At 37.0% G+C, this 15,426-nt stretch carries 14 protein-coding genes; 1 reads left to right on the forward strand and 13 read right to left on the reverse strand.

Going from position 1 to position 15,426, the window contains the following annotated elements; genetic code table 11:
* The 10 genes from A9996_RS20265 to A9996_RS16345 form a co-directional block, all read right to left on the reverse strand.
* On the reverse strand, positions 1 to 220 hold a 220-nt coding region (locus A9996_RS20265; protein WP_211272666.1), incomplete at its 3' end, for a hypothetical protein.
* A 340-nt stretch (positions 221 to 560) separates the two neighbouring features.
* The gene (locus A9996_RS16310) at positions 561 to 1,985 is read right to left on the reverse strand and encodes a carboxypeptidase-like regulatory domain-containing protein (RefSeq protein ID WP_066437592.1); all 1,425 of its coding nucleotides are present in this window, start codon (positions 1,983 to 1,985) and stop codon (positions 561 to 563) included.
* Between the two features lie 177 nt (positions 1,986 to 2,162).
* Positions 2,163 to 3,338 carry an acyl-CoA dehydrogenase family protein gene (locus A9996_RS16315; protein ID WP_066437594.1) on the reverse strand — a complete coding sequence of 392 codons (1,176 nt, stop codon included), beginning with the start codon at positions 3,336 to 3,338 and terminating at the stop codon, positions 2,163 to 2,165.
* An 18-nt stretch (positions 3,339 to 3,356) separates the two neighbouring features.
* The gene (locus tag A9996_RS16320; RefSeq protein ID WP_066437598.1) at positions 3,357 to 4,250 is read right to left on the reverse strand and encodes a ComEA family DNA-binding protein; all 894 of its coding nucleotides are present in this window, start codon (positions 4,248 to 4,250) and stop codon (positions 3,357 to 3,359) included.
* 10 nt (positions 4,251 to 4,260) lie between these two features.
* The gene (locus tag A9996_RS16325; RefSeq protein ID WP_066437601.1) at positions 4,261 to 6,333 is read right to left on the reverse strand and encodes an amino acid carrier protein; all 2,073 of its coding nucleotides are present in this window, start codon (positions 6,331 to 6,333) and stop codon (positions 4,261 to 4,263) included.
* Between the two features lie 104 nt (positions 6,334 to 6,437).
* Positions 6,438 to 7,457 (reverse strand): potassium channel family protein, encoded by a 1,020-nt coding sequence (locus A9996_RS16330; RefSeq protein WP_066437604.1) that lies wholly within the window; start codon positions 7,455 to 7,457, stop codon positions 6,438 to 6,440.
* 3 nt (positions 7,458 to 7,460) lie between these two features.
* The gene (locus tag A9996_RS16335; RefSeq protein WP_066437606.1) at positions 7,461 to 7,688 is read right to left on the reverse strand and encodes a PspC domain-containing protein; all 228 of its coding nucleotides are present in this window, start codon (positions 7,686 to 7,688) and stop codon (positions 7,461 to 7,463) included.
* A 37-nt stretch (positions 7,689 to 7,725) separates the two neighbouring features.
* A complete protein-coding gene (locus A9996_RS16340) occupies positions 7,726 to 8,997 on the reverse strand; it encodes a DUF2851 family protein (RefSeq protein WP_066437609.1) in 1,272 nt (423 codons plus the stop codon).
* Between the two features lie 90 nt (positions 8,998 to 9,087).
* The gene (locus A9996_RS19700; RefSeq protein ID WP_083993995.1) at positions 9,088 to 9,270 is read right to left on the reverse strand and encodes a CPXCG motif-containing cysteine-rich protein; all 183 of its coding nucleotides are present in this window, start codon (positions 9,268 to 9,270) and stop codon (positions 9,088 to 9,090) included.
* A 6-nt stretch (positions 9,271 to 9,276) separates the two neighbouring features.
* On the reverse strand, positions 9,277 to 11,184 hold the full coding sequence (locus A9996_RS16345) for an ABC-F family ATP-binding cassette domain-containing protein (protein ID WP_066437613.1): 1,908 nt from the start codon (positions 11,182 to 11,184) through the stop codon (positions 9,277 to 9,279).
* An 84-nt stretch (positions 11,185 to 11,268) separates the two neighbouring features.
* On the opposite strand from A9996_RS16345, the gene A9996_RS16350 reads away from it, so the two are divergent.
* Complete coding sequence (locus A9996_RS16350) at positions 11,269 to 11,652, forward strand: DUF983 domain-containing protein (RefSeq protein WP_066437616.1); 384 nt, start codon at positions 11,269 to 11,271, stop codon at positions 11,650 to 11,652.
* A gap of 62 nt (positions 11,653 to 11,714) precedes the next feature.
* On the opposite strand, the gene A9996_RS16355 is transcribed toward A9996_RS16350, so the two are convergent.
* The 3 genes from A9996_RS16355 to porM form a co-directional block, all read right to left on the reverse strand.
* Positions 11,715 to 12,761 (reverse strand): NAD(P)/FAD-dependent oxidoreductase, encoded by a 1,047-nt coding sequence (locus A9996_RS16355; RefSeq protein ID WP_066437618.1) that lies wholly within the window; start codon positions 12,759 to 12,761, stop codon positions 11,715 to 11,717.
* A gap of 136 nt (positions 12,762 to 12,897) precedes the next feature.
* The gene (gene porN, locus A9996_RS16360) at positions 12,898 to 13,797 is read right to left on the reverse strand and encodes a type IX secretion system ring subunit PorN/GldN (RefSeq protein WP_066437647.1); all 900 of its coding nucleotides are present in this window, start codon (positions 13,795 to 13,797) and stop codon (positions 12,898 to 12,900) included.
* Positions 13,798 to 13,863: 66 nt separating this feature from the next.
* Complete coding sequence (gene porM, locus A9996_RS16365) at positions 13,864 to 15,408, reverse strand: type IX secretion system motor protein PorM/GldM (RefSeq protein ID WP_066437621.1); 1,545 nt, start codon at positions 15,406 to 15,408, stop codon at positions 13,864 to 13,866.
* Between the last annotated feature and the right edge of the window lie 18 nt (positions 15,409 to 15,426).

Below are 15,426 nucleotides of genomic sequence, written 5' to 3' on the forward strand. Positions count from 1 at the left end.
ATTGATTATGTAAGTAAATTTCATTATCGCTCAAATTTCTCAAGGATGGGTATCTAATGATTAAACTTTCTACTAAATTAGTGCTTTTATTTAGGTATTCAATGGTTTCTTCCTCGGGTAAATTAACGAAATTGGTGAGTTCAATTAAATCACTCGGAATATTTTTAAATTTAACTTCATCATTCTGTAACTTTGACTGATATGCGTTCGATAAAATCAATTGAAATTCCCAAGATTCTCTAAAATAGTTTTGAAACTTAACATCGTTTTTTAATAATTCAATAATTTCATCACTTGAAATTTATGTTTCGGTTTGATCGCTACAAGAAGAAAAAGGTAGAATGACTAAACCTAAGGTCAAAATGGCAAAAAACAATTTTCTAAATTTTTTAGAATGTTTTCATAATTTAAGGTTTGGTGTTAATATTACATCAAATCAATATCATAAAATTTCATTTAAAAAAAAAATGATCTGTTTAACAAAATTTTAACTTATTAACACATTGCAGAGTGTCCAACCATTTATCCTTACACATAAAAGTCAAATGACTTAAGTTTAACTACTCTCTAAACAATCGCGATCTTTTCGTCAAATCCTGAATCAGCTTTTCATCCTCCTCACTTTCCAAAAGGGTGTTATAATTTCTCCAAAACTCCTTGTTGTAAGGTTTAACGGCGAAAATATCTGGATCCCATGGTTTTTGGAGCGCCGTTGCTATTGTTTCCGGGTCCAGAATAATTTCAGTGAATAATAACTCCTGGACAGTGTAGTAAAAGCGTTCGTCGGTATTGGGTTGCTCAATATTTACCTCTCCTGGTTTTGTAGGTTTATACCCCACATTGACCAACTTTGGGGTTTCATAATAAATATAGTTAGGATACATTTTGTCCTGATATTCTCTAAACGTCATGATCAATTTGTGATTGATTTGAGTATCAAAAAGCGTTTTACTTCTGCTCTTCTGCGCTTTTGATGCCGCAACCAATTCATACTCCAATTTCTTAATAGCATAGTTGTCATAATAAATGTACAACCATCCCTTGGCTTGATAACCGTCATTAAAGATGCCTTTAGTTTCTAGGTTTACAAATTGATGACTTTCTGAAATTTCAATCTTATAAATTTTACGATCGTTATCCACTAAAATCGTATCTAATCTAAATTGATGTTTATCTAAAACATCTTCGCCAAATAAGGCACGATTTTCACTAACATTTCTTAGGATATTAAGTTTACTCTCGAATAAATTTTGGAGCCCGTTAATTCTTGTATCATTCCATTTGATGGCTTTTACCAAGGTAGATGTCTTAATGGTATCCCTTCTAAGATTTCTTGCTTGCAGATTTCCTCTGTTTGATTTTTCCTTTAGATAGGCAGTATACGTAAGCAAACTGTCCACATCGCGTAAGTCATAACTTTTTCTGACCTGATCTACATTTATTTTGAGATTTTCAGCAGATGAAGATCCATAACTAGAATCATATACCGTGATGGCACTTTCTATAAGCCATTTAAATTCACGTCTGTTACGTTCTTTATGGCGCAAAAACCCTTTTTGTATATACGGAGTTTCCGGCATATTTAGAGATAATTTCTCCAGCGCTTTTAATACGATGTCATTACCGGTTTTCGGTCTGGTTTCTGCAATGAGCAAAATTTCATCCAACGACGCAATATCCTCATCTAAATAAATTTCCTGAGTATTGTCAAACTCACTGACTGGGATTTTAAAACTTTTGTAACCAATAGATGAAATAACCAAAGTGTCGCTCTCAAACTGAAGCGGCACCTGTAAAATAAACTTCCCATCAGCGTTACTAACTGTTCCAATGGTAGTGTTTTGTACGTAGATGCTGGCGCTTTCAATGGGCATCAGCGTGCTAAAATCAGAGATTTTATTTTTAAGTTCCTTTTGTGCAACTATTGAAAAAGAAAAAAAGAAAATTGATAACGTAAGTAGGTATTTGAAATAATTGACTTTCATTTTTGTTGTAGATTAGTTATAGCATAGATTTGTGAAATTCTCATAAATTGTCGTTCTGACGAAACGGGGTGTTTTCGTCAAAACGATAATTCATATATTACGTCGCTGGTTTATAATCTTTCTTATCAATCACCATTTTGGCGATAATTAGTTTTGAATCTTCGCCAAAATAATGATCTAAAAAGTTAAGCTCGCCGGTTTATAGTCCTTCTTGTCAATCACCATTTTGGCGATAATTTCTCTTAAAATTTCAGAAGTGCCGCCTCCAATTGGACCAAGTCTACTATCACGAAGCAAGCGTGCCAACGGATAATCTTCCATATAACCATAGCCTCCTAAAAACTGAAGACAGCCGTAAATGACCTCATCAGCCATTTTAGTGGAATGTAACTTAGACATGGTAGCTTCCTTGACCATATATTCTCCTTTATTTAAACGGTGTGCCACTGAATAGTTAAACTCCTTAGAAATCTCCATATCTGTGTAAAAATCGGCCACTTTGTGACGTAGCGCTTGAAATTTATCGATGGTTTTACCAAACGCAGTACGTTCAGACATATACTGAACGGCATATTCCAAAGCAAACTCTGCCCTAGCATGTGCGTTTATGCCCATGATCAATCTTTCTAAAGCAAAATGTTGCATAATGTATGGAAACCCTTTGCCTTCTTCTCCCATAAGTTGATCAGCAGGAATGGTGACATTATCAAAAGCAATTTCTGCCGTATCTGAAGCTCTCCAGCCCAATTTGTCAAGTTTTGAGGCTGAAATTCCGGGAGTATCCCTATCAATCACAAAAATGCTCATGCCGTTGTGCCCTGCATCAGGATCGGTTTTAGCCGCAACTATTAAATAGTCACTATAAATACCGTTGGTGATGAAGGTTTTGGAACCGTTGATCACGTAAGTGTCTCCTTTCTTGATAGCCGTGGTGCGCATTCCTGCTACATCACTTCCTCCAAAAGGTTCCGTAATACACAAGCACCCTATTTTATCTCCTGTAATACTCGGGGCTAAATATTTTTCTTTAATTTCATGACTGCCTTCTATATTGAGATGCGTCATGGCCAAATAGGCGTGTGCCCACATTGCTGCTGCAAAACCGCCAGAATTTATTTTCTGTAATTCTTCAAGAAAAATTACGGTGTAAAACAAATCCAAATTCATGCCGCCATAAGCCTCAGGGTAGTTGATTCCGAAAAATCCCATCTCCCCAAACTTTTTCCAAATAAAGCGTTCAATAGTTCCTGTTTTCTCCCATTTGTCAATATGAGGAACGACCTCCTTTTTTAAAAAATCTTGTAAACTCTGTCTAAAAAGTTGATGTTCTTCTGTGAAGTACATGCTGTTCATATGCTTTCTTTTTCATTTTTAATTAAGTTTCAAATATAACTCAATTATCCCAATTTTCTGAGCTGGAAACTTTTTAACTTGTAACAACTCATCAAAAGATTTGAAGCCTTCTCTCAAGGTTCTTTGCTCAATAATATAATGTGCAACCTCATAATCAATGTGCTGAATTGTGACCAATTGGTCCTTGGTAGCCGTATTAAGATTGATCTTCTCCACTAGCCGTGGTGTCTTAACTGCGAAATCGTTTGTAATACGTATAATGACTTCAGGCGTCAATCCGTAGATGTCCTGAAGTTGGATTTCTGAAATAAAACCTCCCTTAAACTTGTTTCGGTATTTGATAATATTGTCTGATAGCTTTTCCCCAATACCATTCACTTTTTGAAGATCTTGGGCTGTAGCGGTATTTAGATCTACCTTTTGAGCATAGGTTTTGGAACTATATGTTTTTTGACTTGGATGGTTTGAATACTCCACCCAGTCGGACTTTGGTTTTGGATGGGTGACCCACTCTGGGAATTTGAACAATGGTGCCAATACCTCAAGCAAAGAATCTGAAACATTGGTTACCTCTTGAAATTGTTTTGCAGAATTAATCCATTGGTCTTTTGCCCTAAACTCCAACAAACGGTCAATTTCTTCAGGAGTCATTCCTAGTGTATAGCCTTTAAAATCTGTGATGTGATTTGGATTGAAAGGATAGACTTTTGGTGTGTTCTTTTCGGCCTCTAAGCGCTTCAATGAATCGACCTGTGTTCTGAAGTGTTCCAGTGCCTTTGTATCTGTTGGCATCTCTTCCGAAGAAAAATCAACAAATGCATAAATACATTGAAAAGTAATAATGAGTATGGCCAATAAAAAAATCCCATTCCGTTGACTGTTAGAAAACTTGAAATGGGATTTAAATGCCATAATGACTTTTTTATTTGTTCACGTCCTGCTTTTTATAAAGCAGATTCGCTTTTAATTTTATGATATACGCGTCCAGATCGATCTTGACTTCTTTTGACATGATATACAAGCCGATGACATTAGGGAAAGACATGGCAAGAATCATCATGTCTGAGAAATCTAGAACAGCGCCTAAACTTACAGAAGATCCGATAACCACAAATACCAAGAAAAACATTTTATAGATGAATTCGATTTTTCTACTTTTCCCAAATAGGTATGTCCAAGCTCTCATACCATAATAAGACAAAGAGATCATAGTTGAAAACGCAAATAAGAATACCGCTAAGGCCAACACATATGGGAACCAAGAGATCTGACTTCCAAAGGCATCAGAAGTCAATTGGGCACCTGCCATTCCTTCAACCTCATGCATTCCTGTAAAGATCAAGACCAATGCGGTTAAGGTACACACCACAACCGTATCAATAAAAGGCTCCAATAATGCCACAAAACCTTCAGATGGTGGATGATTGGTTTTTGCTGTACTGTGCGCTATGGCCGCTGAACCAACACCAGCCTCATTTGAGAAAGCCGCCCGTTGGAAACCAACCACCAAGACACCAATGACACCACCCTTTAAAGCGGATGGACTAAAAGCACCCTCATAGATAGCGGAGAAGGCTGGACCTATGTTTTGGATATTCATAATAATAACAGCCAAAGCTGCCACAACGTAGATGGAAGCCATGATTGGCACAACTTTTCCTGTAACTTTAGCAATACTGCTGATACCTCCAATAATAACGACACCTACTAAAAGTGCGGTTACTATACCAAACCAAAAACCGTTTCCTACCAATACAGGAAATTGACCTGCCAACTGTTCAAAAGACTGGTTGGCCTGAAACATGTTACCACCTCCAAAGGAAGCACCAACGGCGAGTACTGCAAAAAGACCTGCCAATACTCTACCCAATCCCTTCATTTGACGTTTTTCAAGTCCGTGACGTAAATAGTTCATCGGACCTCCAAACACACGGCCATCAGGTAAGATATCTCTATATTTCACACCCAAAGTACATTCTACAAATTTCATGGACATTCCTAAAAGTCCGCATACAATCATCCAAAATGTTGCACCAGCGCCACCAATGGAAACTGCTACGGCAACTCCGGCAATATTACCTAAACCAACGGTTCCTGAAACCGCAGTAGCCAATGCCTGAAAATGGGTTACTTGACCAGGAGCACTGGGGTCATCATATTTTCCACGTGCCAAATCAATGGCATGTTTAAAGCCTCGGAAATTTATAAAACCCATTCTTAAAGTAAAGAACACCGCTCCTATTACTAGCCAGATAACGATAAATGGAATAGGTTTTGTTATCGGATCTCCGTTAGGATGGGTCAAAACTACAGGCGAATCATAAACAACTTGAGCAAAAAAGTGGGCTCCTTGTTCAATAACATGTTTTTTATTTTCGGAATTATAGATGGTTTGACCTTCAGCGGTCAGATGTTTCAACTTTCCTTGAGCTAAAGATGTTACGGTAATCTCTTTGCCTGCATTGTCTGTTATTATGGCAATGGGCACATCTTTTGATACCTCAGCACCTTCCGGTTTAAGCCACTGTTTAAGGACATATTTGTTTTCCACCGTATTGGTCCAATCTGGAACCCCAATTTGTTTAACATCTGCATACACCACAGGGTCATAAACACCAATAGCAGCAAAAGGATCCCAAAAAAGAACGGCACCTAAAGTAGCAACAGCAGGGGTCATTGTGCCGTTGAATACTTCTGTAATGGCTCCGGTTTCAACAGAATATACTGCGGTTTTTGTAGCGCCAGCGGCATCTGTTACAACCACGGTGTAAGGCACGCCTTCAGTTAAGCCGATAGCTTTGTTTGAATTTAAAGGTGTGCTTTGATTGCTCCATCTGTATGTGTAAGGTGAAACGCCACCTGATGCGGTAACAGTAATAGTACCATCATTGATACTTTCTGATGGATTCAATGTTTCTCCCTTGATCTCCAAATCTTGAGCGAAAAATAATAGTGGAAATAGTGCAATAAATAGGGTAAGAAGACAATTCTTCATGTGTAAATTTTGTATTTGTTAGTTATAATATTTGGTTAAAAACATCACAAGATGCTAAAAAAAAATGATTTTATAAAAATTTGGTTGTTAAAATGGAAAATGACTTAATCTATGTCATAAAGTGAATTGAGTTTTTGAATTTGTTCTGGACGACCTAAAACAATAATTTTAGAATCTGGTACTAGCTTTAACTCTGCTTCCGGATTGACAATATATTCTCCATTACCATCTTTGAAACCAATAACTGTGCAACCTGTTTTGTTTCTTAAATCTAGGTCTTTAATTGTTTTAATGTTGGCCGTATTATATAAGCGGTTAATGGAAATTTCTTCAATATTGATATTGGATCGGCCAACGATGCCCAAATTGTCAATAAACTCAATCAAATCTGGTACAACTACTAAAGACGCCATGTGATCTCCTCCTATCTTATCTGGTAAGATAACATTGTTGGCACCTGCCAGTTTCAGTTTATTATAGGATGTCTCTTGTGACGCTCGGCTGATAATTTTTATATTTTTATTGAGTTGGCGTGCTGAAAGTACTACAAATAAATTATCAGCGTCATTGGGTAATGCAGAAATTAGGGTTGCCGCCCGATCCACACCGGCCTGTAATAAGATGTCGTCTTCATTAGCGTTCCCAAACACAAATGGACTATTCTCGCTCTGGTTTTTATTGATTACATCTCTGCTTTTTTCAATAATTACAAAGGGCTTGTTATACGCCATCAGTTTTGTTGCTGCCTGTTTGCCATTTCTTCCATAGCCACATATCACAATATGGTTAGACAAACCATCTATCTTTTTTTGCATTTTCCGTTGTGTTAGTTCTTCAAAATTATTCTTGCTCAAAATATACTCAGTTATTACAGCAATGGCATAACCCAAGATCACCACACTTGTGAGTATTAAGAATACTGTAAAAATCTTGGATTGATCATCCAAAGGTTGAACTTCACCAAAACCCACCGTAGTAATTGTAATGACGGTCATGTAAAGCGCATCAATCCATGAATAGTTAGAGAGCATTCTAAAACCTATTACGCCAATAGCAAGGACTAGTATGGATAAAGCAATTGCTGTATAAATTTTAGATCTGAGGATCTTTACTACAGGATTCATGGGCTAAAGATCAAAAACAGAAGAACGTTTAGTATAAATTAAGTCCTTAATGCGCATCCAAAATGCCAAGAATAAATACAATGCGAACCCCACACCAACCGTAACAAAGGTGAGGTACATAAATGAGGTGCGTACCACTTTTGCACGAATACCCAATCTATCTGCAATACGCTGACAAACGTAATAACCACGCTTTTGGAAGTATAATAAGGCGCTATATAAGATGTTCATGCTGCAATGTACTAATTTTTGCTGGTGTACTATTTTTTTATTTGGCCAGAAGTGAGTTGCCGACAGCGCACGTCATACACTTATTCTTTTCACAATATTCTGTTTTGAGCTGAATGAGCGCTTGTGAGATCATAGCAGAAGTTGACATAGGTCTTAGCGTGTTAAAGGCTGCAATGATATTATTGTCTTCTGATCCAATATTTTGTGCTAGCGACAGATTCTGCTCCGTTGGGTTTTTACCTTGAGATCTCAAATAGCAAAATCTTAGGGGCAGCACCGTATTGATCAGAAGCAAATCTATAAAATTTTTAGTCAGTATTTTCTTGGTCGCTTTAGAATTTTTCTCAAAGGTAAAATGAGTGTTCCAAAATTCAGAGGTTCCCACTTGGAAAAGTTCATATAAGTCTTCGATAGTTTTTGCACCCATAATTTTTTGAAAGAAATTATGATGTTCGTGGTATAACATGGCAAGTTGCGATAATCTAATAGTGGGGAAATTTGGTGGCCGTAATCTGAAAAATTGTAGCGGAATGACGTGGTTATTCGAAAGTTTGAACTTTTGCTTTAAAAATTGATACTCATTAACTAAAGTTCCATAGTAAGCATTTTCCATTTCCATATCCAGCAATCCCACCTGTCCAAAAAACAAAGCCTCTAACTGCAGTGGTTGCGATTGTATTTTTCTGACTATTGAAAAATCAAAAGAATTGGCCATACTCAAAAACGCATCGCCATTAACCTTAAGTCCAAAATTTTTCGCCAGTAGTTTAAACAAGACGCCTTCCCAATCGTTTTTTGAAGTTTCCAACAGCGTATCGATGACTTTAGATTTCCTTTCGAGACGTTCAATATAAAGCCGCTCTAACCAATTGTTCATCAAAAAATCATCCACTTCAGCAAAATCTGATTCGCAATTGATCCATTTATGTGGAGACATCAACAGCTTTTGATAGTTTTGGAAGACATTCTTATGGATGACTGATTTTAATTCCAAGGTTGGAATTACGGAATTATCATTTCTGAAGATATCTGAATCGTGCTCATATACCACATGCAATATGACATTATCATAGGCAGAATCGACTTCATGATTGTGCACGTACCAATCACTGGATTTGATATGGATTTCTACATTACCTACCCAAACCTGTCCGTCAATTTCAAGATGGGCATTAAAAAAATCTGGACCCCCGTTTAAATTATGCTGTCCATTATTGTGTAAAGCAACCGTCTCATCACTCGTTGTTTTCAAATGAGCAGTGTCAAACTTTTTAAATTGCCACACATAATGGAGAAAAGCCTCTTGCATACCTTTAAAAATAAGATAATTAAGAGTCACTTTTACAAATGAAATAAGATAATTTTTAACAGAAAAACAAATGAAAAATACTGTTAGTGCTTATTGCTCAATACTTTCGGCGCTAAAACTTTGTAACGTGTTATCAGAAACAGTAACGGTTATTTGGATAGGGTTGCAACATACCTCGCAATCTTCAACATAGCTTTGATGTGGCACGGAATAATCCATAAGCATTGAAATCTCTTCCCAGCAGTAAGGGCATTGAAAAAAATGTTCTTCCATAAGAGTTTAACTTATCTGCTCAAGATCTTCATGGATGGTTTCCCACTCAGTCATCAAATTTGCGAGTTTAGATTTTTTGCCTTTATAACGGTCAAAAAATTTTGGGTCAGCTGCTGTTTTGTCGTAATCTGATGCGAGTGACACATCCATAGATTTGATGTCCTTTTCGTGCTGACTTATTTTTGCCTCAATATTGCTCAACCTGTTATTCAAAGACTTAAATTTCTTTTGATCTTCATAAGTCTGCTTATTGGTTTCTTTAGGTTGCTCTTTCACAACGTCTCGTTTCTCAATCTCTCTCAAGTTTTCAACGTTACGCTGATCTAAATAAAAATCGATATCCCCTAAATATTCCTTAATCTTCTGATCTTTGAACTCATACACACTTTTTGTCAAACCTTGAAGAAAATCCCTGTCATGGGATACCAAAATCAAGGTACCCTCAAACCTCCTCAAGGCTTCCTTCAAAACGTTCTTCGATTTTATATCCAAGTGGTTGGTGGGCTCATCCATTACCAATACGTTAAAGGGCTGCAATAACAACTTAGCCAATGCCAAACGGTTACGCTCACCACCAGAAAGTACTCTCACATATTTATCAGCTTCTTCCCCTCTGAATAGAAAGGATCCTAAAATATCACGGACCTTACTTCTGTTCTTCTCATTGGCGGCATCAATCATTGTGTCGAGAACGGTTTTGTTCCCATCTAAATACTCTGCCTGATTTTGGGCAAAATACCCGATTTGCACATTATGCCCGAGTTTCAAATGACCATCATACTTTAATTCGCCCACTATAATTTTAGCAAGCGTAGATTTTCCTTGTCCGTTCTGACCGACAAAAGCAATTTTACTTCCGCGTTCAACATTGAGATCAATATTTTTAAGCACCTGTAAATCGCCATATTTTTTAGAAATATGATGCGCTTCAACCACGACTTTCCCAGGAATCACAGATACTGGAAAGTTGAGGGTCATGACACTATTGTCATCTTCATCCACTTCAATCCGGTCCATACGGTCCAGTTTCTTGATGAGCGATTGTGCCATAGTAGCTTTAGATGCTTTAGCCCTAAACTTCTCGATCAACTTCTCCGTCTGTTCAATTTGTTTTTGTTGGTTTTTTTGTGATGCCAACTGCTGCGTCTTAAGTTCATTGCGAAGCACCAAATATTGAGAATAAGGCTTTTTATAATCGTATATGCGTCCAAGTGATATTTCGATGGTACGATTGGTCACATTATCCAAAAACATCTTATCGTGCGATACAATCACCACGGCACCAATATAATTCTTTAAAAACCCTTCAAGCCAAATAATGGATTCTATATCCAAGTGGTTGGTGGGCTCATCCAAAAGCAGAATGTCATTATTTTGTAATAACAATTTGGCAAGTTCAATACGCATACGCCATCCGCCGGAAAACGTATCTGTCAACTTTTCAAAATCTTCACGTTTAAATCCTAAACCCTGAAGAATTTTTTCAGTTTCACCTTGATAATTGTAACCGCCAATAATTTCATACTGGTGTTGAATATCATTTAAATCTACCATAAGTTGATGGTAAACATCACTCTCATAGTCTGTGCGCTCCACTAATTGTTCATTGATGTGCTCAAGTTTGGACTCCAATTCCTTAATTTCCTTGAAGGCTTCATAAGCTTCTTCAAGTACGGTCCTGCCCAAAACAAAATCAATATCCTGTTTTAAAAATCCGATGCTCAAATTTTTATCAGCTGCAATTTGTCCGCTATCAGGCTCCATTTCTTTTGAAAGGATTTTGAGCATGGTGGATTTTCCTGCACCGTTTTTTCCGATGAGGCCAATTCTATCACCAGCGCCAAGCCTGAAAGTGATGTCTTCAAAAAGGTATTCCCCCTGAAATGAAATAGAAAGGTTATGTATGTTAAGCATTATTTGTAAGGATTGTTACAAAACATTGATTTTAATAATCTTAGTTTTGTATTTTATTTGAAAATGCAAAAGTAAACATTATCCATGATAAATAAAGAAAGTAAGCTGTATAGTATTTTTACGGGCACGTGTCCTAAATGTCATGAAGAATCCATGTACATAAATCCCAATCCTTACGTATTGGCCGACACCTTGAAGATTCATGAAAAATGTTCTAATTGTCACACGAAGTATCGCATGGAACCCTCGTTTTTTTACGGGGCTATGTATGTTAGTTATGGCTTGGGTGTTGCCTTTGCGGTAGCTGCCTTTGTGGTGAGTTTTCTTATTTTTAAATCGAGTTTGACCACTGCATTTATAGCTATTATTGGAACACTTGTAGTGTTCATGCCCATCATTATGCGCTTGTCAAGAAATATATGGATCAATTTATTTATGAATTACGATAAAAATCTGGCCAAGAAATAACCCACTTATCAAATTGCAACTCGCTATTTTTATAAATCGAACATCATAAAACCTCATCAATTTCATTTTTGAAACCGCTTAATGTCAATTTCTGCTTCCAAAGGGATGCCTTTTTCAAGATTCAGGAATAACTGTTTCGCTACATAAGGACCAATCATTACACCCCTCGTTCCCAATCCGTTCAAAATGGCCATGTTGTCGTATTTTGGATGTCTACCCACCAATGGTTTTCTATCCATAACCGTAGGTCTTATACCAGCCGCCTGATTGACCACTTCGTAATCACAGCTGATAAGCGTCTTTAATTTATCGAGTAATTCGGTTTTTGCTGTTTCAGTAATGTCATTCGTTTTATCTTCCCAATTATAGGTGGCACCAACCGAATAACAATCATCTAGTTCTGGCACAAGAAACACTGAGGCTTTCAAAATGAATTCCATTTTGAGTTGTGGCGCTTTGATGGTCAAAACTTCACCTTTAGCCTCATTAAGTGGGAGATCTTTAAAAAACGGATTCTTCATCATCCCAAAACCCTCAGCAAAAACAATATATTTAGCAGTAATATTTTTGTAGATCACCTCATTTTCATGATGTTTGACCGCAGCGTGATCAAAAGTTTCAGTACAATAACTGTTGTTAGTTTTTAAAAATAACTTGTAATGCGTTAGTAAGGTTGACGTATCAATGCGTCCCGATTCCAAGACTTTTCCAAATCCGAAAGATGCATCTATTTCTGAATTATGATTGGGAATCACTTGGGGTGAAAGATAGTTCTCCAAATAGGGGTTATCTGATGCATTGAACCAATCGTTCTGTTCTCCAATTGACGAGAATCTTCTATAAACAGGCAGCTTGTAATCTAATTTAACACCCAGTAACTTTTCAAGACGTTCATAGAAGGAGTTAACCATTTCCAGTTGCTCCTTAGCTTTCCATACCGCCGTAAAACGTTTTAGTATGACAGGGTTGTATAAACCTGCGGCAACAATTGACGCTTGTTGTGACTGATCATCAAACATTACAAAAGATTTTTCGTGAGCTCTCAACTCTTCACAAAAGGAGACACCTGCCAAACCGCAACCAACAATGATATAATCTACTTCTTTCATGGTAACAAAAGTACTATTCTTAATTGAAATCAATCACAAAAAATAAGATTCCAAGATAATATGAAGGACACTATATGCCAATAAAAAAAACGCCCACTTAAAAAGTGAGCGTTTCCTATATTACATGGCACCTATATTAATAGGACCACATGTCTTGTTCAAAATCACGGATTTTGTCTTTGATTCGATCAGATTCCAACAGTTGCATTAGTGCATTTTCAGCAACGTATTCACTAACTTCCCTATCGCCAAAAACATTCTCTTCTTTGTACATATAGCCATTAAAGCGTCTTGAATTCAACAAATGGTCATACGAAAATGGCATGGCACTGTTTTCATTGTTGAAGGCTTTGGCTTCATGCAAGATGCCTCTTACCTCTGGGTAAAACACCCAAAATAAAGCTATAGGTTGCTTGTTGGCCTCGTCATCAGAATCAATGAAGTTAACATCTGGTGCAGCCGGAGCTATTCCTAAAAGCCGATACTTCAACTCTCCCTGACGCTTATCAAAATACCATAAGCCTTTTATAAGGTAGGCACTGATATCATAAGATTGAATGTCTCTTTTGATTATATATTCTGGAGACACAAAACCTTCTGAGTTGTACTGTTGGTACCCAATATCTAACGTGTCAGTTTTTGACATGATTGATTGGATGTCCTTCGGCTTACGCTTAGTGGTAAAATAAGAATCATCATAAACATTCTCAACTTTTCCATCTTTTATATTTTTCCATAAAACGTCAAATAAAGAACGTCTGTTCGCTCCGATATTATTAGTATCTACAGGATAATACAGTGGAAAATTGACACGTTCATCAAGGACAATTTTTTCCCAAGTCATTTTAGAAAACATGATATCTCTATCATCAACATAACCGTATTCAAGCGGTCTGTCGTTATCCATAGCCATTTGGGCTTCAGATTTTACACCAATTTCTTCGGGTATCTTTGCGTTGAGCACATTGGCTTGTCCAAAAGAACTCACTGCGAACCCTACACTTAAAACGGTTAATAAACAATATTTTAATTTCATCTTTCTCATTATTATTTGGGTATTACCTACTTTGATAGTCAACGTTATAATTGTACCTATAGTGTGTTAATTTGAGATTTCTATAAATACAGGAGACGCCGGAAGTAATTTGATGCTGCTATTGCCTTTGATTTGTGATTTGATTTCAAAGATCTGTATAGCATCACCTCTGGAGGCTTTGCGCAAGGCACTCTTAGCTTGATCATTCATTCTGTTACCATTTACGGTTACGGTTGGTTGACCAGGTACTTTCATTTTAAATGACGTTACGTCGATATCTAAATCGAAATCAAAATCGAATAATTTGGCATTAATAGTAGCTATTTCCACATTGTTTTTTGGAAGGCTCACATTGTCAGGTTGTCCAGCAATTGTTCCTGAAGGTTTTGGAATGTCCTTGATTCTGAAGGTAGCTTTGTCATTAACTGGCTGTCCATCAGGAAGCTTCCCATTAACAATAATTGTAACATCTTTACCAGAACCTGGTCTCATCACATATTTCCCTGTACCTGAGGCTTTACTTAAACCAGGTGCAGACGCTGTTACATTATTATCAGAAACCCCAGCAAATGAAATGGTCATTGGATTATCAACACCACGATACACCACATTCATCTTATCTGCTGAAATAGTAGCAGAGTTTGGTTTAGGAACTACAGCGTACGAACTTTTTACAGGGATACTAATGATAGAATCTCCTTCTTTAAACTGGAACTCTCCAACAATCTCTCTTTCTCCTACAGCACCTGCAGGGAATTTCAATATCGTTTTTCCTGCTTGCATCGCATCTGGTGACAACTCTTTACCGTTGATAATTACTTTATCAGCTCTTAAAGTTTGATCTTTTTTTCCTAAGATGATTGTTCCTGTAAACTCTTCACCCGAGAAGAATGCTGTTTTATCTGGTACCACAATAGCATCAAAATTAGTTAAAGAGGCCTCAACTTTAAGTTTACCAGCTAACATTGACGATAATACTTCAGATTCTATAGTCTTAACATCAGCTTGCATTTGTGTTAGCTTTGTTAACGACGCCACCATTGGGAAACCTTCAAAATGATAGTTTAACCATCCTTTTTTAATTCCGTCAGCTGTTTTCTCATCTTGAGTTGCAAATTTCTTCATGATATCTGCTTGGATATCCTTATTGTCCTCGCCCAATACTTGAATAACACCTTCTCTATAGGTATTAATTCTGGCTAAGAATTCTTGACCTGCTTTAGATACATTATCGCCGTTGAACCATTTCTCATCAAGGTGATGGGTTTTATCCATCTCCTCATATTTTTTTGGATCATCAACAGTTTTTAAGAGATCAGTTTTAAGAGTCTCTACATATGCATTGAACTCTGTTGATAGTTTGTCAACTTGTTCTGCCTTCTCCATCAATGGCTTGTATTTAGCCGGTTGCTCATCAACCTTTTCAGCCAAACCTCGCATAAATGCAGCGTTACGAACCGTTGCCGACTCATTAGACTCATTTATTCTTTCGTTCATTAACCCAAATGCTGAAAGCACTTCTTTGGACATATTTAGTGCTAGCATTGCTATAAACACCAAATACATAAGGTTAATCATTTTTTGTCTTGGGGATAATTTTCCTCCTGCCATTTCTAATTAGTTTTAGTT

The sequence above is a fragment of the Gelidibacter algens genome (assembly GCF_001678675.1).
In the GTDB taxonomy this organism is placed as follows: domain Bacteria; phylum Bacteroidota; class Bacteroidia; order Flavobacteriales; family Flavobacteriaceae; genus Gelidibacter; species Gelidibacter algens.

Bases quoted from the DNA above. Each gene is read 5' to 3' on its own strand.
- A9996_RS16310 (WP_066437592.1), bottom strand. From the start codon at position 1,985: ATGAAAGTCAATTATTTCAAATACCTACTTACGTTATCAATTTTCTTT.
- A9996_RS16315 (WP_066437594.1), bottom strand. From the start codon at position 3,338: ATGAACAGCATGTACTTCACAGAAGAACATCAACTTTTTAGACAGAGT.
- A9996_RS16320 (WP_066437598.1), bottom strand. From the start codon at position 4,250: ATGGCATTTAAATCCCATTTCAAGTTTTCTAACAGTCAACGGAATGGG.
- A9996_RS16325 (WP_066437601.1), bottom strand. From the start codon at position 6,333: ATGAAGAATTGTCTTCTTACCCTATTTATTGCACTATTTCCACTATTA.
- A9996_RS16330 (WP_066437604.1), bottom strand. From the start codon at position 7,457: ATGAATCCTGTAGTAAAGATCCTCAGATCTAAAATTTATACAGCAATT.
- A9996_RS16335 (WP_066437606.1), bottom strand. From the start codon at position 7,688: ATGAACATCTTATATAGCGCCTTATTATACTTCCAAAAGCGTGGTTAT.
- A9996_RS16340 (WP_066437609.1), bottom strand. From the start codon at position 8,997: ATGCAAGAGGCTTTTCTCCATTATGTGTGGCAATTTAAAAAGTTTGAC.
- A9996_RS19700 (WP_083993995.1), bottom strand. From the start codon at position 9,270: ATGGAAGAACATTTTTTTCAATGCCCTTACTGCTGGGAAGAGATTTCA.
- A9996_RS16345 (WP_066437613.1), bottom strand. From the start codon at position 11,184: ATGCTTAACATACATAACCTTTCTATTTCATTTCAGGGGGAATACCTT.
- A9996_RS16350 (WP_066437616.1), top strand. From the start codon at position 11,269: ATGATAAATAAAGAAAGTAAGCTGTATAGTATTTTTACGGGCACGTGT.
- A9996_RS16355 (WP_066437618.1), bottom strand. From the start codon at position 12,761: ATGAAAGAAGTAGATTATATCATTGTTGGTTGCGGTTTGGCAGGTGTC.
- porN (WP_066437647.1), bottom strand. From the start codon at position 13,797: ATGAAATTAAAATATTGTTTATTAACCGTTTTAAGTGTAGGGTTCGCA.
- porM (WP_066437621.1), bottom strand. From the start codon at position 15,408: ATGGCAGGAGGAAAATTATCCCCAAGACAAAAAATGATTAACCTTATG.